Raw genomic sequence first — 22,581 nt, forward strand, 5'->3', positions numbered from 1 at the left:
AGGTCCGAGATCCCACGGGGAGAAGTCCTGGAACTGGCTGTTTCATGCCTTCCTTATTTGTCAGGTGGAGGCGCGTTGCGCGCGCGCCTCCACCTGATCATCGACTGGGCCCGGCGAACAGATACCGGGAAGCACTACACCTTCGTCGATTCCTGAGCCGGAATGGCGCTGGTCGGCGGCTCGAAGGTGTGGTCGAACGGCATCTGGTCGGTATCGAGCAGGGGATTGTCATCTTGCGTTTTGACGAGTTCATGCGCTTCCTCTTCGCTGTTCACGCTCGGCATGGAGCCAGGAAGATGACGGTTGGCCGATTCCCGCAGGAAGAAGATGGCGATCGCACCGATGAACGACGTGCCCATCAGGTAGAACGCCGGCATCATGTCATTGCCGGTGCCCACAATGAGCGCCGCGATGATGAATGGTGTGGTCCCGCCGAATATGGCTACGGCGAAGTTGTACGAAATACCCATGGCACCGTACCTGCTCGCCGTCGGAAACAAGGCAGGCAGGGCGGAGGCGAGGTTGGAGACGTAGAACGTGACCGGGAACGCGATGAACGCCAGGCCGAGCAGAGTCGACCAGACGTCGCCGATACCGATCAGCAAAAACGCCGGGTAGGCCAGTACGACCGTGCTGATTGCTCCGATCCACAGCACCGGTCGGCGCCCGATGCGGTCGGACAGGCGACCCGCCAGCGGGATGCACAGGGCCATGACGACGAGAATAGGAATTGTCAGTGCTGTGCCGTGCAATTCGTCGTAGCCCTTGTTCTCGGTTAGATAGGTGGGCATATACGAGGTGAGGGCGTAGCCCACCGTGTTCGCGGCGGCGACGAGGATCATCGCGATGATGATGTTGCGCCAATACGCCTTGAATATGGCGATCGGGCTCTTCGGGGTGTCCGCCGTGGCGCCGATGGGATTCTTCTGCGCTTCCTCCTGGGCGTCGAGAGTGGCCTGGAAGGCGGGCGACTCGTCGATCTTCAACCGGAAGTAGATTGCGACCAGGCCGAGCGGCCCGGCGATGAGAAACGGAACCCGCCAGCCCCATTCCTCCATGACCGACTGCCCGAGCGTGAGCTGGAGTACCGAGACGAGTGAGGCACCGATGGCGAAACCGAGGTAACTGCCCATATCGAGAAAACTCGCAAAGTAACCGCGCTGTGTGTCGGGCGCGTGCTCGCTGACGAAGGTTGTCGCCCCCGCGTACTCGCCACCGGTTGAGAACCCCTGTACGAGCTTGACGAACACCAGCAGAACCGCTGCCCAGACGCCGATTTGGGCGTAACCGGGAAGGATACCGACGGCAAAGGTCGAGGCGGCCATCAGCGTCAGCGTCGTGGCGAGCACCTTCTGCCGGCCGATGCGGTCACCCAGCCAACCGAAGAACACGCCGCCGAGTGGGCGGGCGAAAAAGGTAGCGGCAAAGGTTCCGAGCAGAAACAGGGTTTGCACGGATGCGTCCGCCTCCGGCAGAAAGACCGGACCCATCGTGGTGATCAGGTAACCGAAGATACCGACGTCGTACCACTCCATGGTGTTTCCCACGATGGTGCCACCGAGGGCACGCTTCATGATGGGTTTGTCGACGACGTTCACGTCGGACACGGCGATGCGTCGGCGGCGCAAGGGTCTCGCGGGCTTTTTCCTCCCGGTCGAGGCGTTTGTGGCGTCGAGATTCGGGTTGGATGTACTTCGGTCAGTGGGCATGAAATTTCTCTCGTGGAGATATTGTGCTGCGAAGTCAAGGATGTACTGCGTGGTGCAGTTTTTTCAGTTGGACAAGAGTACCCCTAAATGGGGGCATTGCCTAAATAGCAAATCTCGGTAGCGGGGAGGGCCCCGCGAGTTCTGCTTAGGCTGGAGGTATGACTGATTCCGTAGATTTCTGGTTTGACCCCTCGTGCCCCTGGGCCTGGATGACTTCGCGCTGGGTGGACGAGGTTGCGCGCCTGCGTAATCTCGACGTGACCTGGCACGTGATGAGCCTCGCTGTACTCAACGAAAACCAGGATGTGAGCGCGGAATATGCGGCATTCTTTCCGCGGGCGCTCAAGTACACCCGACTCGTGGCCGCCGCTGCCGAACTGCACGGCCAGCCGATGGTCAAGGCGCTGTACGACGCGCTCGGCACCCAGATTCACCCGGGCGGTAGCAACAATCCCGACGAGGTCATTCCCGCAGCGCTCGCCGAGGTGGGCCTGCCCGCCAGCTTCGCGGCCTTCGCCGACAGTGAGGAGTATGACCCCCAAATGCGCGCGAGCCACTTCGACGGCATCAATCGGGTTGGCCAGGACGTCGGAACCCCGGTGATCGCGGTCAACGGTGTGGCGTTCTTCGGCCCAGTCATCTCACCGGCACCCATGGGGGACGCCGCACTGGCCCTATGGGACGGCGTCGTGGCGCTCGCGAGTTACGACGGGTTCTTCGAGCTCAAGCGCAGTCGTACCCGCGAACCAATTTTCACCCCAGTCGCCAGCACTAAATAGACTGATCACATGCGCATCCACATCGCCACGGACCATGCCGGTCTCGACCTCAGCCACCACCTGATCACGCACCTGAGTGCGGCCGGTCACGAGGTCATCGACCACGGCCCCCGGACCTATGACGCCCTCGACGACTACCCGGCGTTCTGCATCAACGCCGCGCAGGCAACCGTCGACGACCGCGAGTCCGGTATCGAAGCGCTCGGCGTCGTATTCGGCGGTTCGGGCAATGGCGAACAGATCGCCGCCAACAAGGTATCCGGAGCCCGAGCAGCCCTCGTCTGGAATCTCAGCACGGCCCGGCTCGCTCGTGAGCACAACGACGCCAACGTCATTTCCATCGGGGCCAGGGAGCACACGATCGCGGAGGCCACGAGCTTTATCGATGCCTTTGTTGCCGAGCCGTTCAGTGATGAGGAACGGCACACGCGGCGCATCCGTCAGCTCGGCGAGTATGAGCGAACCGGAACCATCGCCGGGAAAAACGTCGACGGCAGGTGAACTGAGGTGCCAGAGGGTCACTCCGTTCATCGCATCACCCGCCAGTTTCAGCGCAATTTCATCGGCCACCGCGTGACGGTCAGCTCGCCGCAGGGCCGGTTCGCGACTGGCGCCACCCAGCTCAGCGGACATTCGGTGACAGATGCTCGCGCCGTGGGCAAGCAGATGTTTCTGGAGTTTGATCACGGATTGTGGTTGCGCATCCACTTGGGATTGTATGGCGCCTGGGATTTCAGCGGCGAGGTGCTCATGGATGCCACGATGGCGTCGGCCAACGGCCGGATGGGCCAGACCAATCAGCACGGCACCAAGGTCGCGGCGGGGGCCGAGGCCGCGACCTTTGACGCCGATGGTGAAAATTCGATCTTCAGTATCGGGGCGCCGCGGCGCACGCGGGTGCGCATGTCCGAGCAGGAAAAGGAGATCGAGCCCGTCGATATCTTTCCCCCCGAACCGGTCGGCCAGGTACGGGTGCGGCTGCTCACCGACACGGTGTGCGCCGACCTGCGTGGACCGACGGCGTGTGAGGTGCTCGACCCGGCTCAGGTCGACGCTGTGATCGCCAGGCTCGGACCCGATCCGGAACTGGAGAACACCCCCGCGGCCGAGGAACGCTTCGTTTCTGTCGTGCGAAAAAAACCCACGCCGATCGGCCGGCTGTTGATGGACCAGAGCGTGGTCAGCGGAATCGGCAACGTCTATCGTGCCGAAATACTCTTTCGTGCCGGTCTCAACCCGCACACTCCCGCCAAGTCACTCAGTGACGAAACCGTGCGCGCGCTGTGGCAGGACTGGGCCCACCTCTTGCATAAAGGTGTTGCCACTGGCCAGATGATGACCATGGACAAGCTCGAGGGCGCCGGGTACCGGCGCGCCATGAGGAGTCGGGCCCATCGGCACTGGGTCTACAAACGCGAAGGCCTGCCCTGCCGAGTCTGCGGTACGCACATCGTGCTCGAAGATATGGCGGCCCGCAAACTGTACTGGTGCCCGCGATGTCAGGCGTAACCGCTCCTGCTGCACGGTGAGGGGGCCAGCACGCGTGGTACTCGGGTGTCGGGCATGCTGCGAAAATAAAGTCATGATCCATCGTCGATTTGCCCGGCCACTCCGGCGTGTTGCAACCATCGTCAGCGGTGCCATCGTCGGAGCGGTCGTCATTACCGTCGCACTGACCGCCTGCTCGAGCGACAACGGCGCCGGCGTCATCGACACCGTCGGCAGCATCGACTTCGTCAATCCGCTCGCGATCCCGCCGCTGGCCGAATCGACCGTGAATGCCGCGGGTGAGCGAGTCTTCGACCTCGCCGCCCAAGAGGGAACGAGCGAGTTCGTGCCGGGCATCAGCACCGCCACCTGGGGCTACAACGGCAGCTACCTCGGCCCCACCCTCGTCGCCGAGCGCGGCGAAAACGTGCGCATCAATGTCTCCAATAACCTCCAGGAAGCTACGAGCGTGCACTGGCACGGCATGAACCTGCCCGCAAAGATGGACGGCGGCCCGCACCAGATGGTCGAGCCGGGCGCACAGTGGAGCCCGAACTTCACGATCGACCAGCCCGCCGCAACCCTCTGGTACCACCCGCATCCCGCCGGCACAACCGAGCACCAGGTAGAAATGGGCCTGGCCGGCCTGTTCCTGATCCAGGACGACGAGGAGGCCGCACTCAACCTGCCCCGCAGCTACGGAGTCGATGACATACCCGTTGTGGTGCAGGATCGCCGCTTCGACGCTAAGGGCCAATTCATCAGCAACGTGCGTGGTTACATCGGTCCGATCGGCGATGAGCTGTTGGTCAACGGCACCCTCGCGCCGTACTTCGACGTGACGACCGAGATGGTGCGCTTGCGCCTGGTCAACGGGTCGTCGGCGCGCGTGTACGACTTCGGGTTCAGCGACGGCCGGTCCTTCGACCTGATCGGAACCGATGGGGGACTGCTCACTGAGGCGGCACCGATGGACGGCATCCGCTTGTCACCGGGGGAGCGCGCCGAGATCCTCGTGAAAGTGATCCCGGGTGAGACTGTGAAGCTGCAGTCCACCCCGCCCAACCTCGGCACCTCGGCCCGAGCGGCGACCCGCAACGCCGGTGATGACACGCTCGACGTGCTGGAGTTGCGCGCGGCCGACACTCTCGGCAGCATCGGCGCCGTATCGACGACCTTGGCGAACATCGAGCCACTCCAGAAAGCGGATGCCTCCGTCGACCGCTCGTTCACCCTCAACGGCTACACGATCAACAACCGGCTCATGGACATGACACGCATCGACGAGACCGTCGAGGCCGGTGCCACCGAGGTGTGGACCGTCGATAATGCCATGCCGTTGCCACACAACTTTCACGTTCACGCCATGCAGTTTCAGGTACTGCGGGTGGGTACCGAGCTACCGTCGGCCGAACTCTCGGGCTGGAAGGACACGATCTATCTCGAGCCCGGTGTGCGCTACGAACTCATCATGCAGTTCGCGGAATATACCGATCCGGACTTTCCGTATATGTTCCACTGCCACATGCTTGCCCACGAAGATGCCGGAATGATGGGCCAGTTCGTCGTGGTCAAGCCCGGTGAGCAAGCCGGCACCCCGCCGACCGCACACGACGTCATCGTTCCGCAAGAGAACCTGGCCGTGGGAAGCGGGCCGCGCCCGGTCAGCACGACCCACGGCCACTACACCGATTAGGCGCTGAGCCGATTAGGTGCTGAGCCAATCAGCTGCTGAGCCGCAGGGCTGCTGAATTACACGGTACTTTTTTCGGCTCAACATTATTGCCTACCCCTGCGCGGTTGACCAGTCCCATTTTGGGTGTTTGTGAGCAATTCTCATAGCAAGTAACTTTCAGGTATTGATCGGCACCTGGGCTGATTTCTCACAGAATGGACGACCCGACATGAAGTTTTTCACCCAGATTTCCGCATTCGCCAACAGCCTGCGTTCAGAAGAAAAGGGCGCGACCGCAGTGGAGTACGGCCTCATGGTCTCGCTCATCGCCGTTGCCATCATCGCCGGCGTCACCCTGCTCGGCGGCAACCTGCAAGCCCTCTTCGATGGAGTCGCCGGCGAAATCAACGCCCCGGTAGTAGCTCCTTAGCTTTATCGAAGCGGTCGGCTAATCGCCCGACCGCACGCCACGATGGTGTTGTTCGGCGGCGGCCTCCTCAGGGAAGTCGCCGCCGCGCAAGCAGAAAGGACCTGCGATGTTGGAGTTACGTCGACGACTGATGCGCCTGCATTCCGGTGAACGTGGCGCCGCAGCGGTGGAGTTCGCGCTGGTACTGCCAATTCTGATCATTCTTATTTTCTTCATCATCGAGTTCGGCCGGCTGTACAACATACAGATTTCGCTCACCGGCGCCGCCCGTGCGGGTGCCCGTTCGATGGCGATTCACCAGCCTACAGACGTCGGCGGTGCGGTTGCCAACGCGAAGGCAGCCACTCTTCAGGCTGCTCCGTCCGTACCCCTCACTCCGGCCGAAGTCACCGTCACCCCAAGCAGCTGTGCGGCCGGTTTGACCGTCAAGGTCAAGGTCACGTACACGGTCGATCTCATCTCGGGTTACTTGCCATACACATCGATACCGCTGACTGGGACAGGAGTCATGCTGTGCGGTGGCTAAATCATCTGCTACGCGCCGAGCGCGGCTCCAGCGCCGTCATGGTCGGCATCCTCATGATTCCCCTGCTGGGGTTCTTGGCGATCGCGATCGACGTCGGCGCCCTTTACGCCGAAAAAGCCCAACTGCAGAACGGTGCGGATGCGGCGGCACTCTCCATCGCCCGCAACTGCGCAATCGACGGCCTGTGCAACTCCCCGACCACGGCCGTGACGCAGGCAGATTCCTTTGCGGACGCCAACTCCAACGACGGCACCTCCAACGTTCTGACGCCGACATTTCACACCACCAGCAGCGTCCCCCCCACCACCAGCGTTCGCGTCGAAGCAAGTACGCGCGAGACGTCGGGGGCGAACGCGCTCAGCCATCCGTTTGCCCGCATGATCGGTACAGACTCGACTACGGTCAAAGCGGCAGCAACCGCGACCTGGGGTGGGCCCCAGTCCGGGCCGGTGTTTCCGCTGGCACTGTCGTATTGTGAATTTCTGGCCACAGGACTTCTGCCGACACCGGGCCTCGTCACAATTCGCTACGACGAGAATAAGACCTGCAAGAAAACACCATCCAGCCCGGACATTCCCGGCGGTTTCGGATGGCTCGACCAGCTCGCCAACACCTGTGAGACTCAAGTAGACCTTGCGGACGCGAGCGTTGGTAGCAACCCCGGCAACGATCCGCCAAAGTACTGTAACGAAGTGCTCGCCGGACTCGAGAACCAGACCGTCCTTATCCCTGTCTTCGACGCCTCGACCAATCCGGGCGGCAAGGGAACCTTCCACATTTACGCTTTTGCCTCGTTCACGGTGACCGGCTGGAAGTTCGGCAATGGGTCCCTGCTCAACAACGTTGACCCGGCTGCTCCGGCGTGTATGGACGACAAGGCCAAGGCCTGTGCCGGTAACGCTCGATTCATCCAGGGCAAATTCGAACGATGGGTCGAAGTCGACCCCGACTTCGTGCTCGGTGGCCCGACGCTCAACGGCTTCGTCGTCAGACTGACCAAATAGGAGATGCCATGAAGACTCGACTCATCGGTGCGATCGTCGCGATCGTCTTGGCCCTTGTGGGCACCTTCGCGCTCACTGGCTACGTGCGTGGTGCCGATGCCCGAGCCGCCGACGGCGCAGCCCTGGTCTCCGTGTTCGTCGTGACGACTCAGATTCCGCAGGGCACCAAGGCCGAAGACATCACCACGTTCATTGAAGAGAAGCAGATTCCTGCGGTGGCCGCCGTTCCCGGCCGGGTGACCAAACTCAGCGCACTGGCCGGCACGGTAGCGGATGCCGCGCTCGTGCCCGGCGAGCAGCTGATCAGTTCCCGTTGGGTCGAAGCGGCCGACCTCGCCGCCCGCGGTGACGTCAAGGTTCCGGACGGCATGCAGGTTCTCACCCTCGCCCTACCGCTGGAGCGAGTCGTGGGCGGCGTGCTCAAAGCCGGCGACACCGTGGGGGTGGTGATCACCGCGACCAAAACTGTCGACGGAACGGAAGTTCTGCTGAGCAAGCAGGTCTTCCACAAGGTACTGGTCACGGCAGTGCAGGCCGGCACCACCACGACGCCCGACGCCGGAGCCGACGCTGCCCCGGTGAGCGTCATCATGGTCACCCTGGCTCGCACCACTCCTGACATCGAGTCTTTGGTCTGGGGCCAGCAGTTTGGAACGGTCTGGCTCACGATCGAACCCGACATGGCCTCCGAGGCAGGATCCCGGGTCGTCGATGGGTCGGAGCTGTTCCGGTGAGGCAGATGCAGAGTTTCGGGCCGCTCCCGCAGGGTAGCCTCGGCGGAGTAAGCCCCGTACCCGACCAGGTGGTCATCGAAATGCCTGATGAACCCGTCGGCCCGGCAGCGGCGACGAGTTTCCAGCCGGCGGCACAAGACCTTCCTCCGGCTGGCAGCGCACCGCGGCGACGCATTATCGCGGTCGTCGCCCCGAAGGGCGGCCTCGGCAAAACCACGGTCGCCACGAACCTCGCCGTCGGACTCGCCCGGCTGGCCCCGCACTCCGTCGTACTCATCGATGCTGACGTGCAATTCGGAGACGTTGCCATGGCGCTGTCCCTGGAACCGACGCTGACCCTGCCCGACGTCGTTCTGGGGAGCGCCGTCGACGACCTCATGGTGCTCAAGTCGTCGCTGACCGCACATCCGAGCGGCTTCTACACGGTGTGCGGTTCCGACCAGCCGGATGCCGGCGATCGCGTCACCGGGGAACAGCTCGGTCATCTCATCAATCAACTCGCCGACGTGTTTCGGTACATCATCATCGACACGGCGCCGGGCCTTGGCGATCATGCCCTTGCTGCTCTGGAACTGGCCACCGATGCCGTCTTCCTCTGCGACATGACGGTGCCCAGCGCCCGGGGGTTGCGCAAAGAGCTCGCCGTGCTCGAGCGCATCGGCATTATGCCGCCGCAGCGTCACGTCGTGCTCAACCTCGCCGATCGGCGCAGTGGGCTGAGCGTTCGGGACGTCGAGGCGACGATCGGAGTGCCGGTCGACATCGCCATTCCGCGCTCTACCCTGGTCTCGGTGTCGACAAATCGCGGCGTACCGGTGCTGCAGGAGGGCGGGCGCAATCCCGTCACGCGCGCGCTGGACAAGCTGGTCGCACGGTTTGACGCCGGTGCCCCGAAGAAAACCTTTCAGCTACACAAGAGGGTGGTTGTCTCATGAGACTCAATGAACGAATGGACGCCGCACTGCGCGACGGTCCGCTGCCCCGCGTCGACCGCACCGCACCGCTGCATCCGCTGCCAAGCGTGCCTGACGACGGCGTCGTGCCGGCGGCCCGCACCGCCCCACCAGTTGAATTGGCGCCGATCGCCGTCGATCCGCTCGCCGACATCAAGGAGCGGGCCGCCCAAGAATTGTTCGAGCGCATTGGGTTTCGGCTCAACGATTCGAGCCTCACCGAAGAGCAGCTGCACAGCTACGCGCGCACCGAGCTGGGCAATATCGTCACCGACGAGCAGGTGCCGCTCAACTCCGATGAGCGGGCCCGCCTGATCAATGAGATCGGCGACGATGTGCTCGGCTACGGGCCGCTTGAATTGCTGCTCGACGATGACACCGTGACCGAGATTATGGTCAACGGGCACGAGCACATCTGGGTGGAACGTTTCGGCAGGCTCTCCCGCAGCGATACGCGCTTCACCAGCGAGGCCCAATTGCGTCGGGTGATCGAGCGCATCGTGTCCAAGGTCGGTCGACGCATTGACGAATCGTCACCGCTCGTTGACGCCCGCCTCGCCGACGGCTCACGCGTCAACGCCATCATCCCGCCGCTCGCCGTGGACGGCTCCTCCCTCACCATTCGCAAATTCGCGCGCGAACCGTTCACGGTCACCGACCTCATCCGGTTGGGAACGATGAGTATCGAGATGGCCCAGGTGCTCGACGCCTGCGTCAAGGGGCAGCTGAACATCATCGTGTCGGGTGGCACGGGTACCGGCAAGACGACACTGCTCAACGTGCTGTCCGGGTTCATTCCCGAGCACGAGCGCATCGTGACTATCGAGGATGCCGTCGAGCTGCAGCTGCAGCAGGAGCACGTGATTCGGTTAGAGTCGCGCCCCGCCAACATTGAGGGCAAGGGCGAGGTCAGCATTCGCGACCTCGTACGCAACTCCCTGCGCATGCGCCCCGACCGCATCGTCATCGGTGAGTGTCGCGGCGGCGAGACCCTCGACATGCTTCAGGCCATGAACACCGGTCACGAGGGATCGATTTCCACGGTGCACTCCAACTCTCCGCGCGATGCCATCGCCCGCTTGGAAACGCTCGTGCTCATGGCGGGTATGGACTTGCCGGTGCGAGCGATCCGGGAACAGATTTCCGCCGCCATCGACGTGATCGTGCAGATCAGTCGAATGAAAGATGGTTCCCGGCGCATTACCCACGTTACAGAGGTGCAAACCATGGAGGGCGAGATCGTTACCCTGCAGGACGTGTTCGTGTTCGACCATCACGCCGGGGTCGATCCCGATGGAAACCTGCTCGGTCGCGCCGTTGCCACCGGCGTTCGCCCACGGTTTGCCGAACGTTTCGGCGACCTCGGTATCGCCCTGGACCCGAGCGTGTTCCAGGCCGACCTGCTGACGCGAAGCACGAAGGCGCTGCGATGAACACCGCGACCTTTGCGATCGGCGTGCTCTGCGTTGTCGTCGCGATGCTCGTCGTCGTGTTTCTCGTCATCGCGCCGCCGATGTTGCGGGTGCCGTTAGATCGCCGCCGCGCTCCGGGGGCCGTGCAAGCCTCCGGGCTGACCAGGCTCACCGATCGCACGGTCGGGGCGATCGACCGGGTCATTCGGCGACGCAACGTGGTGCCGTTCACCGCGTCGGAACTGGAGCAGGCCGGAATCCGACTGCAGCCATCCGGTTTCATGCTCATGGTGATCTCGGCTGCGACAGTGTCAGCCCTGCTGGGTCTGCTGCTCAGTGAGGGCACTATCTGGGTGCTCCCGATCATGACTCTGTTCGCGGCGCTGGCCGTCGTCGGAGCCAAGGTATGGCTGCGGCTGCGAACCGGGCGCAGACGCGCCAAATTCGCCGATCAGCTGGACGAATCCCTCAGTCTTCTGGCCGGCGGACTGCGCGCCGGGCACAGCCTGATGCGGGCAGTGGATGCCGTTTCTCACGAAACAGAACAGCCCACCTCCGACGAATTTGCGCGCATTGTGAACGAAACGCGCATCGGCCGTGACCTGAGCGATGCGCTCGAGAGCACCGCTGTACGCATGCGCAGTGACGATTTTCAGTGGGTGGCCCAGGCTATCTCGATCAACCGGGAGGCTGGTGGCAACCTCTCAGAGGTGCTCGGCCAGGTGGGACACACCATTCGGGAACGCAATCAGGTTCGGCGCCAGGTCAAGGCGCTCGCCGCCGAGGGAAAACTCTCCGCGTGGGTGCTCGTCTTGTTGCCGATCGGAGTGTTTGCCTTTCTGGTCATCACCCAGCCCAACTATTTCAACGGGTTCCTCGGCAACATATTCGGCATCATCGCGCTCATCGTGGCCGCCGTCCTGCTCATTGTCGGGTCGCTCTGGATGATGGCCGTCGTCAAAGTGAAATTCTAAGGAGAAGCGGATGTCGACACTGCTCGCCTTTTTCGCGGCCCTCGCCGTGGCGGGTGGCCTCGCCGCGCTCGTGGCTATTCTGGTCGGCTCACGCCGAACCGATCCCGTCGCCGACGCCGTCACCGCGCTGCCCGGAATGAGCGGCCCCGGGCTGCTGACTTCGCGCACGGGTTGGGTCGCTTCTGGCCGGAATTTTGCGCCGAAGGGGTATCTGGGATTTCTCGAACATCGTCTCAACCTGGCCGGCCGCCCGGCAGCGTGGACCCTCGACAAGATTTTTATGGCCAAACCAGCTTTGGCCGGTGCCGGGCTCCTGCTCGCCGTGCTGTGGATCAGCAATGACCCGATTCCGCTACGCATTCTGCTCGGCAGCTTATTGGTCGTGCTGTGCTTCTTCGTGCCAGACCTGGTGCTCTATAGCCATGGTCAGGAACGTCAAGCGACCATGCAGAACGCGCTCGCCGACACGCTCGACCAGATGACCATCTCGGTCGAAGCCGGTCTCGGGTTCGAAGCAGCCATGAGCAAGGCCGGAACAAACGGGTCAGGGCCGCTGGCCGAGGAGCTCATTCGCACCCTGCAGGACATGAGCATAGGCCGAACCCGCAAGGACGCGTACCAGGCACTCGCCGAACGCACCGATTCCGCCGATCTGCGCCGCTTCACCAGATCGGTCATTCAGGCCGATACTTATGGCATTGCAATTGCCGACGTGCTTCGTGTGCAGGCGGGGGAGATGCGCCTGCGGCGCCGCCAGCGTGCCGAGGAACAAGCCATGAAGGTACCGGTCAAGGTAATCTTCCCGCTCGTTTTCTGCATTCTGCCGGTGCTGTTCATCGTGCTGCTGACCCCCGCGGTGATCAACATCGTCAAGGCCTTCTCGCTCTAAGGTGCGCACAAAGAACCGCCTCCACTACAGCAGCGGACACGGTTCTTCGTGGGGTGACGGTCACAGCCGCAGCCGAAACGACTGACCGAACAAGGGAGGGGACGACGGGAATCGAACCCGCGTCATAAGTTTGGAAAACTCAGGCTCTACCATTGAGCTACGTCCCCAGGCTCAATATTTGAGCACTCGAGTATCCTAGTACAGGAAACCGGGGGACGTTTGCCAGTGCGGGCGCATCCGTTCGAACGGCGTGCATTAGACTGGGCGAGGTCAATCCGCCTGTCGTGAGCTTTCGCTTCCGCCAACAGATTGGTTCCCCAACAAAGCAGTATCGATGGGTCGAAGTAGATCCGGGGCGTAGCTCAGCTTGGTAGAGCGCTCGTTTTGGGGGCGAGAAGTCGCAGGTTCAATTCCTGTCGCCCCGACATTATCCGCAGCACACCGTTTCAATACACAGGAGAGTCTCGAGTGAAGTCCACGGTCGAAAAACTGAGCCCCACGCGCGCCAAGCTCACCATCACGGTGAGCCCCGACGAGCTGAAGCCAGCCATCACCCACGCCTACGGCCACATCGCCGAGGACATCAACATCCCCGGTTTTCGTAAGGGAAAGATCCCGCCGGCCATCATCGACCAGCGCGTCGGCAAGGCCGCTGTCCTGGAACACGCCGTCAACGAGGGTCTCGACGGTTTCTACCGTGCGGCTGTCGAAGAGAACAAGCTGCGCCCCCTGGGTCGTCCAGAGGCCGACATCGTCGAATGGCCGAGCAACACCGACTTCTCCGGTGACCTGCTCCTCGCTATCGAGGTTGACGTACGCCCCGAAATCGACCTGCCCAGCTACGCCGGCCTCAAGCTCACCGTTGATGCCGTCGCGGTATCCGACGAAGAAGTTGCCGAAGAACTCGACAAGCTGCGTAGCCGGTTCGGTACGCTCATCACCGTCGATCGTCCCGCCAAGACCGGTGACTTCGCTCAGATCGACCTGAACGCCGCAATCGACGGCGAAGAGGTCGACACCGCCAGCGGCATCTCCTATGAGGTCGGCTCCGGCGACCTCATAGACGGTATCGACGAAGCGCTCGACTCGCTCAGCGCGGGCGAGACCACGACCTTCAATTCCGACCTCATGGGTGGGGACCACGAGGGTGAGACGGCTGAGATCACCATCACCGTGATTGCCGTGAAGGAACGCGAGCTTCCCGCCGCCGATGACGACTTCGCTCAGATCTCGAGCGAGTTCGACACGATCGCTGAGCTCACCGAGAGCCTCAAGGTCCAGGTCGAGAAGTCCAAGGCCTTCGGACAGGGTAGCCAGGCCCGCGAGCGTCTCATCGAGACGCTCCTCGGCTCGGTCGAGGTTCCGATCCCCGCCGCGATCATCCTCGACGAGGTGAACCGTCACCTCGAGGGCGAAAGCCGCCTCGAGGACGACACACACCGCGCCGAGGTCACCGAAGCCAGCGAGAAGACCTTCCGTCAGCAGATCCTGCTCGACACGATCGCCGAAGCTGAGCAGGTCAAGGTCAGCCAGGACGAGCTCACCCAGTACCTCATCCAGGGTGCAAGCCAGTACGGCATGGACCCGAGCGAGTTCGTTCAGACGCTCAACACCAACGGCCAGATTCCGTCGATGGTTGCCGAGGTTGCCCGTAACAAGGCCCTCGCCATTGCCCTGGGTCGGGCTGAGGTCGTTGACTCCAACGGCAAGCCGGTCGACCTGAGCGAGTTCACGGGCCCGGTCGACGATGAGGGTGCTGGCGAAGAGGATGCTGCTGACGCGGCCGTTGACGCTGCACCCGTTGACGCTGCACCCGTTGATGCTGCACCCGTTGATGCTGCACCCGTTGCCGAGGCTGACGCAGAGGTCGACGAGAAGCCGAAAAAGAAGAAAGCCGCTGCTAAGAAGTAGCGTGCGTAGTACTACTCCCTAAGCGCGTGCATAGGCCGGCCGGATTCACTCCGGTCGGCCTTTTGCATGCTGTGGGAGCCTGGGCGTGCGCCCGGTTATCTGCCGAGGGCGAACACAGCCGTTTTCCGCCGCGCGCTCCGATAGATTCATTGAGAAGCGACAACTGAAACGGAGCACGACATGGCCGACCCGACACCCACTAACGGTGTATTTGACCGACTGCTGAAGGACCGCATCATCTGGCTCGGCTCAGAGGTCCGTGATGAAAACGCCAACGAGATCTGCGCCAAGATTCTACTTCTGGCAGCCGAGGACTCAAAGCGCGACATCTATCTCTACATCAACTCTCCCGGTGGTTCGATTACCGCTGGAATGGCGATCTACGACACGATGCAGTTCGTACCCAATGACATCGTCACGGTCGGCATCGGGATGGCGGCCTCGATGGGCCAGTTCCTGCTCACCTCGGGCACCAAGGGTAAGCGGTACATCACTCCGAACGCTCGTGTGCTTTTGCACCAGCCGTCCGGCGGATTCGGAGGCACGGCGGCCGATATCCAGACACAGGCACGCCTCATCCTCGATATGAAGCAGCGACTGTCGGAGATCACAGCCGCGCAGACCGGCAAGACCCCCGAGCAGATCAACGCTGACGGTGACCGCGACAACTGGTTCAGCGCTCAGGAAGCCCTCGAGTACGGTTTCGTCGACCACCTCCGCGCATCCGCTTCGGATGTCATCGGCGGCGGCGGCACCGATCCCGACGCCGACGCCACCAAGTAGTCCGCCGAAACTGAACAGGAAGAAATCATGACTATCCCCACATTCGGTGGAACGGCCTACAGCTCGATGGGCGGCTCGACCAAGAACTCGCCCGAATCCCGCTATATCCTTCCCACCTTCGAAGAGCGCACCGCCTACGGGTACAAGCGCCAGGACCCTTACGCAAAGCTGTTCGAAGACCGCATCATCTTTCTCGGTGTGCAGGTTGACGACGCTTCGGCCGATGACGTGATGGCCCAGCTCCTCGTGCTTGAGAGCCAGGACCCGGATCGCGACATCACCATGTACATCAACTCGCCCGGTGGATCGTTCACCGCCATGACGGCGATTTACGACACCATGCAGTACATTCGACCCCACGTGATGACGGTCTGCCTCGGACAGGCGGCATCTGCTGCGGCCGTGCTTCTGGCCGGCGGTACCGCGGGCAAACGTCTCGCCCTGCCGAACGCGCGCATCCTCATTCACCAGCCCTCGGTTGGCGGCCAGGGCGGCGGCCAGGCCTCGGATATCGAGATTCAGGCGGCTGAGATTCTGCGCATGCGCGTCTGGCTCGAAGAGACCCTCGCCCACCACTCCAACCGCAGCGTGACGCAGGTCAACAAGGACATCGACCGCGACAAGATCATGAGCGCAGCAGAGGCCCTCGAATACGGTCTCATCGACCAGGTTCTGACCAGCCGGAAGAACCTTCCAATGCTCGTCAAGTAGCCTGTGGCCTGAACCGGCCTGACCGGCGCGTCGCCTGCGGGCGGCGCGCCGTTTCGGTTTATTGCGTGCTGCACCTAACTGTCGGATGCACGGACTAGGCTAAATTGCAGCGAGACCAATGGAGGAGGCTGACATGGCCCGAATCGGTGAAAGTGCCGACCTGCTCAAGTGTTCCTTCTGCGGAAAGAGCCAGAAGCAGGTGCAACAGCTCATCGCCGGCCCCGGCGTGTATATCTGCGATGAATGCGTCGAGTTGTGCAACGAGATCATCGAAGAGCGCCTGGCTGAAGCCGGCTCTGAAGACACGACCGGCGAGTTCGACCTCCCCAAGCCCAAAGAAATCTTCGGCTTCCTGGAGGAATACGTCATTGGCCAGGAACCTGCCAAGCGTGCCCTCGCCGTTGCCGTTTACAACCACTACAAGCGTGTCCGGTCCCGGGCTACACTCACCGCCGCCGAGGCTATCCACGACGACGTCGAGATCGCCAAGTCCAACATTCTGCTCATCGGCCCGACCGGTTGCGGCAAGACCTATCTCGCCCAAACCCTTGCCAAGCGCCTCAACGTTCCCTTCGCCGTAGCGGATGCGACGGCCCTCACCGAGGCCGGGTACGTCGGCGAAGACGTCGAGAACATTTTGCTCAAGCTCATCCAAGCCGCAGACTACGACGTCAAACGGGCCGAGACAGGCATTATCTACATCGATGAGATCGACAAGATCGCCCGCAAGGCCGAAAACCCGTCGATCACCCGTGATGTTTCGGGCGAGGGCGTGCAGCAGGCGCTCCTGAAAATTCTTGAGGGCACGATCGCCTCGGTTCCCCCGCAGGGTGGGCGCAAGCATCCGCATCAGGAATTCATTCAGATCGACACCACGAACGTGCTGTTCATCGTGGCCGGCGCTTTTGCCGGGCTCGAAGACATCATCTCGTCCCGCGCCGGCAAGAAGGGCATCGGTTTCGGAGCTCCCCTGCACGTCAAGGGCGACGACATCAACCTGTTCAGTGAGGTTTTGCCCGAAGACCTGCACAAGTTCGGACTGATTCCCGAATTCATCGGGCGTCTGCCCGTCGTCACGACGGTCACGCAGCTTGATCAAGTGGCCCTCATGCAAATTCTGACTGTGCCCAAGAACGCGCTCGTGCGACAGTACCAGCGCATGTTCGAGCTCGACGGGGTTGAGCTCGAGTTCGAACAGCCGGCACTCGAAGCCATTGCCGACCTCGCCGTGCTCCGAAAGACCGGGGCCCGAGGCCTGCGAGCCATCCTCGAAGAGGTACTCGGCCCGGTCATGTTCGAGGTTCCGTCGAGCACCGACGTGGACCGCGTCATCATCACGCGCGATACGGTGTTGAACAACGCGCCCGCTGAGATGGTGCTGCACAAGACCCACCAGGTGAAGTCGGCCTAAGTCGGGCTCATCGTGCGGGGGCCTGCGCTCATGACACCGACGAACGCTTGGCGGCGGTGTCACCCGTTTGGGCCAATCGTGCCCGCAGGATGATCCCGGCTACCGTGCGCTCGATGGTCAGCGCCGATAGTGCGGCGCTCAGGGCGAGGAGGGCGCCGGTCACTTCAAGTCCCTCTTCGATGCCGACGAGCAGGTGATACGGCAAGCTGCCGCGCGATAGGTCATCGAGGCGGCCTCCCACGACGATGCCGCCCATGGCTTCAAAGCCAACGGCGCCGAACAGGTAGATGGCTCCCGCGACAATGAGTCGGCGGCGAAGCTGTCGGTCGATCGAACGGGCGACCCAGAGCATGAGCAGGCCGGCGACAATGGCCAATGGCACACCGATTGTGAGCCAGGCAAACGTGAAGCCGGTGCCGAGATCGAATCGAGCCAATTGTTCGTGCAGTTGGGCGATTTCGTCGGCCGACAACTCGAGGGCGATGGCGGCGAGAATGAAGTACGGTGCACCCCGTTTTGCTTCATTGCGAACGGCGAACCCGACGGCGACCAAGCACAACGCGATGCCGGAGAGGAGCAGCCCAGACGCCCACGCCCAGAGGTTCCCTTCACCGTCGGCGTAGAGCAGGCTCGCCAGGGCGCTGAGAATGCGCCAGCCCGGGGTCGTGATGTCGATGTTTTCGCGTAGGTAGTGTGACACAACCCCACCCAGCAACATGAGTGCGAAAACGATGGCGACGACCCAGAGAAACCAGCGCACCCCAGGGCCGTGAGAACGAACTGTCGGAATGTCCATGGGCACGTAGCTTACGGTGCCGACGCCGTTAACACATCCCAAATACTGAGGGTCCTGGAAAGTATTTGCTCGGCGGCGCCTGCGGCCCATCCCGCTAGGTGTTTGTCCTAATTGAGGCCGCGTCGGTCGAGCAGTGGCTGCAGATCGGCGTCCCGGCCGCGCCAATGCCGGTAGGCCTCGAGCGGATCCTGAGTGCCGCCGACTCCGAGCAGGCGATCACGAAAACGATCGCCGTTGGCGCGAGTCAGGCCGCCATTATCCCTGAACCATTCCACGGTGTCGGCATCGAGTACCTCGCTCCAGATGTAGGAGTAGTACCCGGCGTCGTATCCTCCCGAGAATGTGTGCGCGAAATACGTGCTCGCGTAGCGGGTGGGAACAGCCGGATTGTCCAGTCCAACAGAAGCGAGGGCATCCGCTTCGAACCGGGCGACGTCGGCGACGGTGGTGTCGGCGTCAATGCGGTGCCAGGCCTGGTCGAGGAGTGCTGCGGCGAGATACTCGCTGGTCAGGAAGCCCTCGTTGAAAGTCGATGACGCCTGGATGCGGTCCACCAACTGCTGCGGCATCGCCTCACCGGTCTGGTAGTGACGGGCGTAGTTGGAAAGTATTTGGGGCCAGAGCATCCACATCTCATTGACCTGACTGGGGAATTCCACGAAGTCCCGATACACGTTGGTTCCAGAGAACTTGGGATAGGCCGCGCGGGCCAGGAGCCCGTGCAGGGCATGACCGAATTCGTGGAACAGGGTGGTGACCTGGTCGTAGGTGAGCAGAGTCGGCTGCCCGGCAGCAGGTTTCGACACGTTGAGGTTATTGCAGACCACGGTCGTATCGGTTCCGAGCAGCGCTGACTGCGAGACCAGGGCGTTCATCCAGGCTCCGCCGCGCTTGGAATCGCGAGTGTAGAAGTCGCCGATGTACAGACCAAGCGCAGAACCCTCTTCCGTGGTGACCTCGAAGACGCGCGATTCGGGGTGCCAGCCGACCAATTCGGGCTTCGCCGTGAAGGTCAGCCCGTAGAGCTGGTTGGCCGCGTAGAAGACGCCATTGGTCAGTACGCTTTCGAGTTCGAAGTAGGGGCGCATGGCCGCGGTGTCCACGTCGTACTTTTCCTGCCGCACCTTCTCGGTGTAGAACGCCCAGTCCCAGGCAGCCAGCTCAAAACCGCCGCCCTCGGCATCGACCACGGCCTGCAGGTCGGCCTGTTCCACGCGGGCATTGCGGGCAGCGTTTGGCGCGAGGCGCCCGAGCAGGTTCCAGACGGCATCGGGTGACTTGGCGGTTTCATCGGCGGTCACGTAAGCGGCGTGACTGTCAAACCCGAGCAGGCGGGCGCGCTGGGCGCGGAGGTGAGTAATCTCGATCACGAGAGGCCGGTTGTCGTTGGCCGCTCCCGTCGCATCCGAGCGGATGCCGCGGGCTCGGCTCGCCGCGAGCAACCGTTCGCGCACCCCCCGGTCGGTGAGGCTCGCAAGGTAGGGGTGCGAGGTGGGGAGCACAAGGTTGATCAGGTATTTGCCGTCGAGCTGGCGTTCCCGAGCGGCCTCGGCCGCCGCCGAGATCTCGCCATCCGTGAGTCCGTCGAGCTCGGCCACGTCGTCAATGACGAGGGCGAGCTCGTTGGTGTCGGCCAACAGGTTCTTTTCGAAGCGGGTGGTGAGGGTCGACAGCCGCGAGTTGACATCACGCAGTGACTGTTTGTCGTCATCGCTCAGGCCGGCGCCGGCCAATGTGAATTCGGTGAAATAGCGGTTGATGAGGTACAACGATTCGGCGTCGAGTGGGAGGCTGGAGCGCTGCTCGTGCACGGCTTCGAGACGCGCGTAGAGGACGGGATCGAGCCGGATCGCGTCGGTGTGGGCGGCCAGCAGCGGCGCGAGTTCTTCTTCGAGCTCGTTCGTGAAGTCGCTGGAGTCGGACGAACTCTTGTTGAAGAAGACCGCAGAGACACGGGCGAGCATTTGTCCGCTGCGCTCGAGGGCGACGAGCGTGTTGTCGAAACTGGGGGCATCCGCTGTGCCGGTGATGGCGCTGACTTCGGCGAGCTGCTCGGTCATGCCCTGCAGAAAGGCCGGCCGATAGTGTTCCTCGGTAATAGACGCGAAGGGCGGCAGCTGGTACGGCAACGTGCTGCGCGTGAAAAAAGGGTTGTTCGCTGTGGAAGCCATGCGTCCACACTAGCCAAGGCAGCCGCCACGCTCGTGCGGGGCCAGCTGCGCGTCGGAGTTCTGACGCCGATGTCGGACATCGAGCAGCCCACCCGCCCGAGTTACGAGTTACTGGTGCGCGACCACTCGGCGCGCACGGCGCTGAGCGCATCGTCGAGGCTGACTCCCCGTCGATGTAGGGCCTGCGCGAAGAGTCGCGCACTCGCACGAGATTCGTCGTCGATGCCCTGACCGGCGCGCACCCTGGTGCCACTGCCCCGACTGGTCGAGATGAGCCCCGCCGCCTCTAACGCGGCATAGGCACGCGCGACGGTGCCCGTCGCTATCCCCAGATCGGTCGCGAGCTGGCGCATCGAGGGCAGCCGCTGGTCCGCCACGAGCGATCCAGCCCGGATCTGATCCGCCAGCTGGGCCCGAATCTGCTCGAACGGCGGTGTGGCCTGGTCTTCGTCGATGGTGATCATGTGCCACGGCTCATGAGTGCTGAGTGGATGCCGCATTCGCTGTCGAGGCGCGTGCCGGATAAACGCGGCCGAGTGGCTGCGTGGTGGCATCCAGGATCGAGAGGCTGACCAGAACCCCTCCGAGTAGAGCGACGACCAGCCCGGCGACCAGCTCGGTGAGACCGAAGGCGGCGGCTGGCTGCACAGCGGAGATAGCCCCGCCGGGCAGGAAGGTGATTGCAGCGTTTCTCGTGGCCCAGCCGGCGACGAGCAACACGCCGCCGGAGTAGAGAAACAGTGCTCCAGAACTGAGCTGCATGACGACGCGCGTGGCCAGAACTCGCACGGACCGATCGAGCTCGTCGAATTGTTCTGAGCGCGCTGCCGAGGCGATTCGACCGAGTGCGAACAGTGTCGCCGCGGCAAGCAGCACGGTCAAGCCGATCAACGGCACACCGTAATACCAGCCCGGGTAGGGGCCCGCTGTGCGTGAGCCGATGGTGATCGAACGAAAAGCGCCGTCAGGCGGCGCGCTTGCGGCCAAACCGGCGATGATCGCGAAGACGACCACGGCCACTGCAGCACAAAGCGGCAGCAGGAATCCCCAGGCCGGTCCGTACGTCCACACTCGGCGCGGCACCAGGTTCGCCGAGCGGCGTTTAGGCCGGTCGGTCACGATGCGAGTGGGGGTCAGTGCGAAGACCAGCAGGCCGATTGCCGCAGCGACGCCGGGGGCCAGCATCAGCGGCAAACCATACCAGCCCGGTTGCGCCTGGTTGACCCGGTCGAGCGCCCAGAGCGTGACTCCGCCGGCCGCGAGGGTGCCGACGTTGCGAAGCATGATCGAGCGCGCGAACCTGCGCGCGGTCACCGTGCCAATCCCGGGAACCGTCACGACGAGACGGGCCAGGCTTTTTCGGCTACCCACCCGAACAATTCCGACCACCAGGAAAACGAGTAGGAAGTAGATGAGAAACAACATGCACGCCGCCTTTTGTGTATCACTCAGGTGATACACAAAAGGCTAGCAGGCGTGTCATCGCGCAGCTACACGTGAGACCCTAAATCCATTCCTCGTCATCATCGTCGACGTTGGTTGACGGCTGCGTGATGGTTGCGCTGTCGTCGACCGGGTTGAACCGGATGATGGTGCCATCGTCGAGCTCGATCACCGGCTTGGACTCCAGCCAGGTCAGGGTCCAGCGCCACGTGCTGCTGTCGACGGCCAGCGCCGCGACGTCTTCTTCGACCGATCGCACGGCGATCTCAACAACCTGCGGCAGCCCCGCCGGCAGGGTGCCGCCCAGGGCCCATCGGGTGCCTAACTGCATGATCTAGACGTCGATCTCGTAGGTGACCCAGTCGGTACGCGTTCCGAGCTGGTCGTAGAGCACCTGCGCGGTTGCGTTCTCGGCGGCGGTCACGAGCTGAATCTGGGCCAGCTTGTGCGCCCGGGCATAGGTCTTGGTGAATTCCATCAAAAGGGAGCCGACGCCATTCTTGCGCGCGTCCTCGGCCACATAGAGATCGTCCAGGAACAGCGCCAAGTCGCCGCTAAGGGTGCGCGGAACGGTGCGATAGTGGGCAAAGCCGACGAAGTCACCATCGTCGTTGACCGCCACGGCACCAACAAGGGCGTTGTTCGCGTCGATAATCCAGCTCCACACCTGCAGGGCTTTCTGATCGGTCAGTTCTCTCTCGTAGAACGCGCTGTAGCCTTCGAACAGGCCCAGCCAGGCAAAAAAGTCCTTGTCGCCCAGTGGGCGAACGGTCACTGACATC

The 22,581-nt window shown here is 62.8% G+C and carries 23 protein-coding genes and 2 tRNA genes; 17 read left to right on the forward strand and 8 right to left on the reverse strand.

The features are described 5' to 3' along the window. Positions 1 to 134 precede the first annotated feature (134 nt). Positions 135 to 1,709 carry an MFS transporter gene (locus CXY83_RS13285; RefSeq protein ID WP_104197821.1) on the reverse strand — a complete coding sequence of 525 codons (1,575 nt, stop codon included), beginning with the start codon at positions 1,707 to 1,709 and terminating at the stop codon, positions 135 to 137. A 158-nt stretch (positions 1,710 to 1,867) separates the two neighbouring features. Between CXY83_RS13285 and CXY83_RS13290 the strand changes: the two genes are divergently transcribed. The 12 genes from CXY83_RS13290 to CXY83_RS13345 all read left to right on the forward strand — a co-directional run bounded on the left by CXY83_RS13290 (position 1,868) and on the right by CXY83_RS13345 (position 12,573). Then, positions 1,868 to 2,488 carry a DsbA family protein gene (locus CXY83_RS13290; RefSeq protein ID WP_104197822.1) on the forward strand — a complete coding sequence of 207 codons (621 nt, stop codon included), beginning with the start codon at positions 1,868 to 1,870 and terminating at the stop codon, positions 2,486 to 2,488. 9 nt (positions 2,489 to 2,497) lie between these two features. Further along, positions 2,498 to 2,989 (forward strand): ribose-5-phosphate isomerase, encoded by a 492-nt coding sequence (locus tag CXY83_RS13295; protein ID WP_104197823.1) that lies wholly within the window; start codon positions 2,498 to 2,500, stop codon positions 2,987 to 2,989. A gap of 6 nt (positions 2,990 to 2,995) precedes the next feature. Further along, entirely contained in the window at positions 2,996 to 3,997 is a 1,002-nt protein-coding gene (locus CXY83_RS13300; RefSeq protein WP_104197824.1) for an Fpg/Nei family DNA glycosylase, read from the forward strand. A gap of 73 nt (positions 3,998 to 4,070) precedes the next feature. After that, on the forward strand, positions 4,071 to 5,672 hold the full coding sequence (locus tag CXY83_RS13305) for a multicopper oxidase family protein (protein WP_104197825.1): 1,602 nt from the start codon (positions 4,071 to 4,073) through the stop codon (positions 5,670 to 5,672). Between the two features lie 208 nt (positions 5,673 to 5,880). Beyond that, a complete protein-coding gene (locus CXY83_RS13310) occupies positions 5,881 to 6,081 on the forward strand; it encodes a Flp family type IVb pilin (protein WP_104197826.1) in 201 nt (66 codons plus the stop codon). A 106-nt stretch (positions 6,082 to 6,187) separates the two neighbouring features. Next, positions 6,188 to 6,607: a TadE/TadG family type IV pilus assembly protein gene (locus CXY83_RS13315; RefSeq protein ID WP_233200950.1), complete on the forward strand. Its 420-nt coding sequence runs from the start codon at positions 6,188 to 6,190 to the stop codon at positions 6,605 to 6,607. Beyond that, positions 6,595 to 7,611 (forward strand): TadE/TadG family type IV pilus assembly protein, encoded by a 1,017-nt coding sequence (locus tag CXY83_RS13320; protein WP_146069936.1) that lies wholly within the window; start codon positions 6,595 to 6,597, stop codon positions 7,609 to 7,611. The genes CXY83_RS13315 and CXY83_RS13320 overlap by 13 nt, the downstream gene beginning before the upstream one ends. Positions 7,612 to 7,619: 8 nt before the next feature. Continuing rightward, complete coding sequence (locus tag CXY83_RS13325) at positions 7,620 to 8,345, forward strand: Flp pilus assembly protein CpaB (RefSeq protein ID WP_158251884.1); 726 nt, start codon at positions 7,620 to 7,622, stop codon at positions 8,343 to 8,345. Between the two features lie 80 nt (positions 8,346 to 8,425). Continuing rightward, positions 8,426 to 9,280, forward strand: a complete 855-nt coding sequence (locus tag CXY83_RS13330) for an AAA family ATPase (RefSeq protein WP_158251885.1) — start codon at positions 8,426 to 8,428, stop codon at positions 9,278 to 9,280. Continuing rightward, complete coding sequence (locus CXY83_RS13335) at positions 9,277 to 10,731, forward strand: CpaF family protein (RefSeq protein ID WP_199184968.1); 1,455 nt, start codon at positions 9,277 to 9,279, stop codon at positions 10,729 to 10,731. The genes CXY83_RS13330 and CXY83_RS13335 overlap by 4 nt, the downstream gene beginning before the upstream one ends. Further along, positions 10,728 to 11,684, forward strand: a complete 957-nt coding sequence (locus tag CXY83_RS13340) for a type II secretion system F family protein (protein ID WP_104197830.1) — start codon at positions 10,728 to 10,730, stop codon at positions 11,682 to 11,684. The genes CXY83_RS13335 and CXY83_RS13340 overlap by 4 nt, the downstream gene beginning before the upstream one ends. Before the next feature lie 10 nt (positions 11,685 to 11,694). Further along, positions 11,695 to 12,573, forward strand: a complete 879-nt coding sequence (locus CXY83_RS13345) for a type II secretion system F family protein (RefSeq protein ID WP_104197831.1) — start codon at positions 11,695 to 11,697, stop codon at positions 12,571 to 12,573. Positions 12,574 to 12,669: 96 nt separating this feature from the next. Here CXY83_RS13345 and CXY83_RS13350 read toward each other — a convergent pair. Continuing rightward, positions 12,670 to 12,740, reverse strand: a tRNA-Gly gene (locus tag CXY83_RS13350). A 184-nt stretch (positions 12,741 to 12,924) separates the two neighbouring features. Here CXY83_RS13350 and CXY83_RS13355 point away from each other — a divergent pair. The 5 genes from CXY83_RS13355 (at position 12,925) to clpX (ending at position 17,389) form a co-directional block, all read left to right on the forward strand. Beyond that, positions 12,925 to 12,998 (forward strand) — tRNA-Pro (locus CXY83_RS13355). Positions 12,999 to 13,041: 43 nt separating this feature from the next. After that, positions 13,042 to 14,484: a trigger factor gene (tig, locus tag CXY83_RS13360; protein WP_158251886.1), complete on the forward strand. Its 1,443-nt coding sequence runs from the start codon at positions 13,042 to 13,044 to the stop codon at positions 14,482 to 14,484. A 180-nt stretch (positions 14,485 to 14,664) separates the two neighbouring features. Then, positions 14,665 to 15,267 carry an ATP-dependent Clp protease proteolytic subunit gene (locus CXY83_RS13365; RefSeq protein WP_104133107.1) on the forward strand — a complete coding sequence of 201 codons (603 nt, stop codon included), beginning with the start codon at positions 14,665 to 14,667 and terminating at the stop codon, positions 15,265 to 15,267. 27 nt (positions 15,268 to 15,294) lie between these two features. Next, a complete protein-coding gene (locus CXY83_RS13370) occupies positions 15,295 to 15,978 on the forward strand; it encodes an ATP-dependent Clp protease proteolytic subunit (RefSeq protein ID WP_104197833.1) in 684 nt (227 codons plus the stop codon). A 133-nt stretch (positions 15,979 to 16,111) separates the two neighbouring features. Next, positions 16,112 to 17,389, forward strand: a complete 1,278-nt coding sequence (gene clpX / locus CXY83_RS13375) for an ATP-dependent Clp protease ATP-binding subunit ClpX (RefSeq protein ID WP_104198095.1) — start codon at positions 16,112 to 16,114, stop codon at positions 17,387 to 17,389. Between the two features lie 28 nt (positions 17,390 to 17,417). Here clpX and CXY83_RS13380 read toward each other — a convergent pair whose 3' ends face one another. The 6 genes from CXY83_RS13380 to CXY83_RS13405 form a co-directional block, all read right to left on the reverse strand. Continuing rightward, entirely contained in the window at positions 17,418 to 18,185 is a 768-nt protein-coding gene (locus tag CXY83_RS13380; protein ID WP_146069938.1) for a hypothetical protein, read from the reverse strand. Positions 18,186 to 18,292: 107 nt separating this feature from the next. Beyond that, positions 18,293 to 20,356: a M3 family metallopeptidase gene (locus CXY83_RS13385; protein WP_104197835.1), complete on the reverse strand. Its 2,064-nt coding sequence runs from the start codon at positions 20,354 to 20,356 to the stop codon at positions 18,293 to 18,295. Positions 20,357 to 20,457: 101 nt separating this feature from the next. After that, positions 20,458 to 20,820: a GntR family transcriptional regulator gene (locus CXY83_RS13390; protein WP_104197836.1), complete on the reverse strand. Its 363-nt coding sequence runs from the start codon at positions 20,818 to 20,820 to the stop codon at positions 20,458 to 20,460. 10 nt (positions 20,821 to 20,830) lie between these two features. Continuing rightward, positions 20,831 to 21,781: a hypothetical protein gene (locus CXY83_RS13395; RefSeq protein ID WP_104197837.1), complete on the reverse strand. Its 951-nt coding sequence runs from the start codon at positions 21,779 to 21,781 to the stop codon at positions 20,831 to 20,833. Positions 21,782 to 21,860: 79 nt separating this feature from the next. Further along, positions 21,861 to 22,130 (reverse strand): hypothetical protein, encoded by a 270-nt coding sequence (locus tag CXY83_RS13400; protein ID WP_104197838.1) that lies wholly within the window; start codon positions 22,128 to 22,130, stop codon positions 21,861 to 21,863. Positions 22,131 to 22,133: 3 nt separating this feature from the next. Continuing rightward, positions 22,134 to 22,580 (reverse strand): GNAT family N-acetyltransferase, encoded by a 447-nt coding sequence (locus CXY83_RS13405; RefSeq protein WP_104197839.1) that lies wholly within the window; start codon positions 22,578 to 22,580, stop codon positions 22,134 to 22,136. Position 22,581: the final 1 nt, after the last annotated feature.

Origin of the sequence: Cryobacterium sp. M15, assembly GCF_002929675.1 — a bacterium.
GTDB classification, from domain to species: Bacteria; Actinomycetota; Actinomycetes; order Actinomycetales; family Microbacteriaceae; genus Cryobacterium; species Cryobacterium lyxosi.

Excerpts from the sequence above, each read along its gene's own strand:
- CXY83_RS13285 (WP_104197821.1), bottom strand. The coding sequence starts at position 1,709 with ATGCCCACTGACCGAAGTACATCCAACCCGAATCTCGACGCCACAAAC.
- CXY83_RS13290 (WP_104197822.1), top strand. The coding sequence starts at position 1,868 with ATGACTGATTCCGTAGATTTCTGGTTTGACCCCTCGTGCCCCTGGGCC.
- CXY83_RS13295 (WP_104197823.1), top strand. The coding sequence starts at position 2,498 with ATGCGCATCCACATCGCCACGGACCATGCCGGTCTCGACCTCAGCCAC.
- CXY83_RS13305 (WP_104197825.1), top strand. The coding sequence starts at position 4,071 with ATGATCCATCGTCGATTTGCCCGGCCACTCCGGCGTGTTGCAACCATC.
- CXY83_RS13310 (WP_104197826.1), top strand. The coding sequence starts at position 5,881 with ATGAAGTTTTTCACCCAGATTTCCGCATTCGCCAACAGCCTGCGTTCA.
- CXY83_RS13315 (WP_233200950.1), top strand. The coding sequence starts at position 6,188 with ATGTTGGAGTTACGTCGACGACTGATGCGCCTGCATTCCGGTGAACGT.
- CXY83_RS13325 (WP_158251884.1), top strand. The coding sequence starts at position 7,620 with ATGAAGACTCGACTCATCGGTGCGATCGTCGCGATCGTCTTGGCCCTT.
- CXY83_RS13330 (WP_158251885.1), top strand. The coding sequence starts at position 8,426 with ATGCCTGATGAACCCGTCGGCCCGGCAGCGGCGACGAGTTTCCAGCCG.
- CXY83_RS13335 (WP_199184968.1), top strand. The coding sequence starts at position 9,277 with ATGAGACTCAATGAACGAATGGACGCCGCACTGCGCGACGGTCCGCTG.
- CXY83_RS13340 (WP_104197830.1), top strand. The coding sequence starts at position 10,728 with ATGAACACCGCGACCTTTGCGATCGGCGTGCTCTGCGTTGTCGTCGCG.
- CXY83_RS13345 (WP_104197831.1), top strand. The coding sequence starts at position 11,695 with ATGTCGACACTGCTCGCCTTTTTCGCGGCCCTCGCCGTGGCGGGTGGC.
- CXY83_RS13365 (WP_104133107.1), top strand. The coding sequence starts at position 14,665 with ATGGCCGACCCGACACCCACTAACGGTGTATTTGACCGACTGCTGAAG.
- CXY83_RS13370 (WP_104197833.1), top strand. The coding sequence starts at position 15,295 with ATGACTATCCCCACATTCGGTGGAACGGCCTACAGCTCGATGGGCGGC.
- clpX (WP_104198095.1), top strand. The coding sequence starts at position 16,112 with ATGGCCCGAATCGGTGAAAGTGCCGACCTGCTCAAGTGTTCCTTCTGC.
- CXY83_RS13380 (WP_146069938.1), bottom strand. The coding sequence starts at position 18,185 with ATGGACATTCCGACAGTTCGTTCTCACGGCCCTGGGGTGCGCTGGTTT.
- CXY83_RS13385 (WP_104197835.1), bottom strand. The coding sequence starts at position 20,356 with ATGGCTTCCACAGCGAACAACCCTTTTTTCACGCGCAGCACGTTGCCG.
- CXY83_RS13390 (WP_104197836.1), bottom strand. The coding sequence starts at position 20,820 with ATGATCACCATCGACGAAGACCAGGCCACACCGCCGTTCGAGCAGATT.
- CXY83_RS13395 (WP_104197837.1), bottom strand. The coding sequence starts at position 21,781 with ATGTTGTTTCTCATCTACTTCCTACTCGTTTTCCTGGTGGTCGGAATT.
- CXY83_RS13400 (WP_104197838.1), bottom strand. The coding sequence starts at position 22,130 with ATGCAGTTAGGCACCCGATGGGCCCTGGGCGGCACCCTGCCGGCGGGG.
- CXY83_RS13405 (WP_104197839.1), bottom strand. The coding sequence starts at position 22,580 with ATGTCAGTGACCGTTCGCCCACTGGGCGACAAGGACTTTTTTGCCTGG.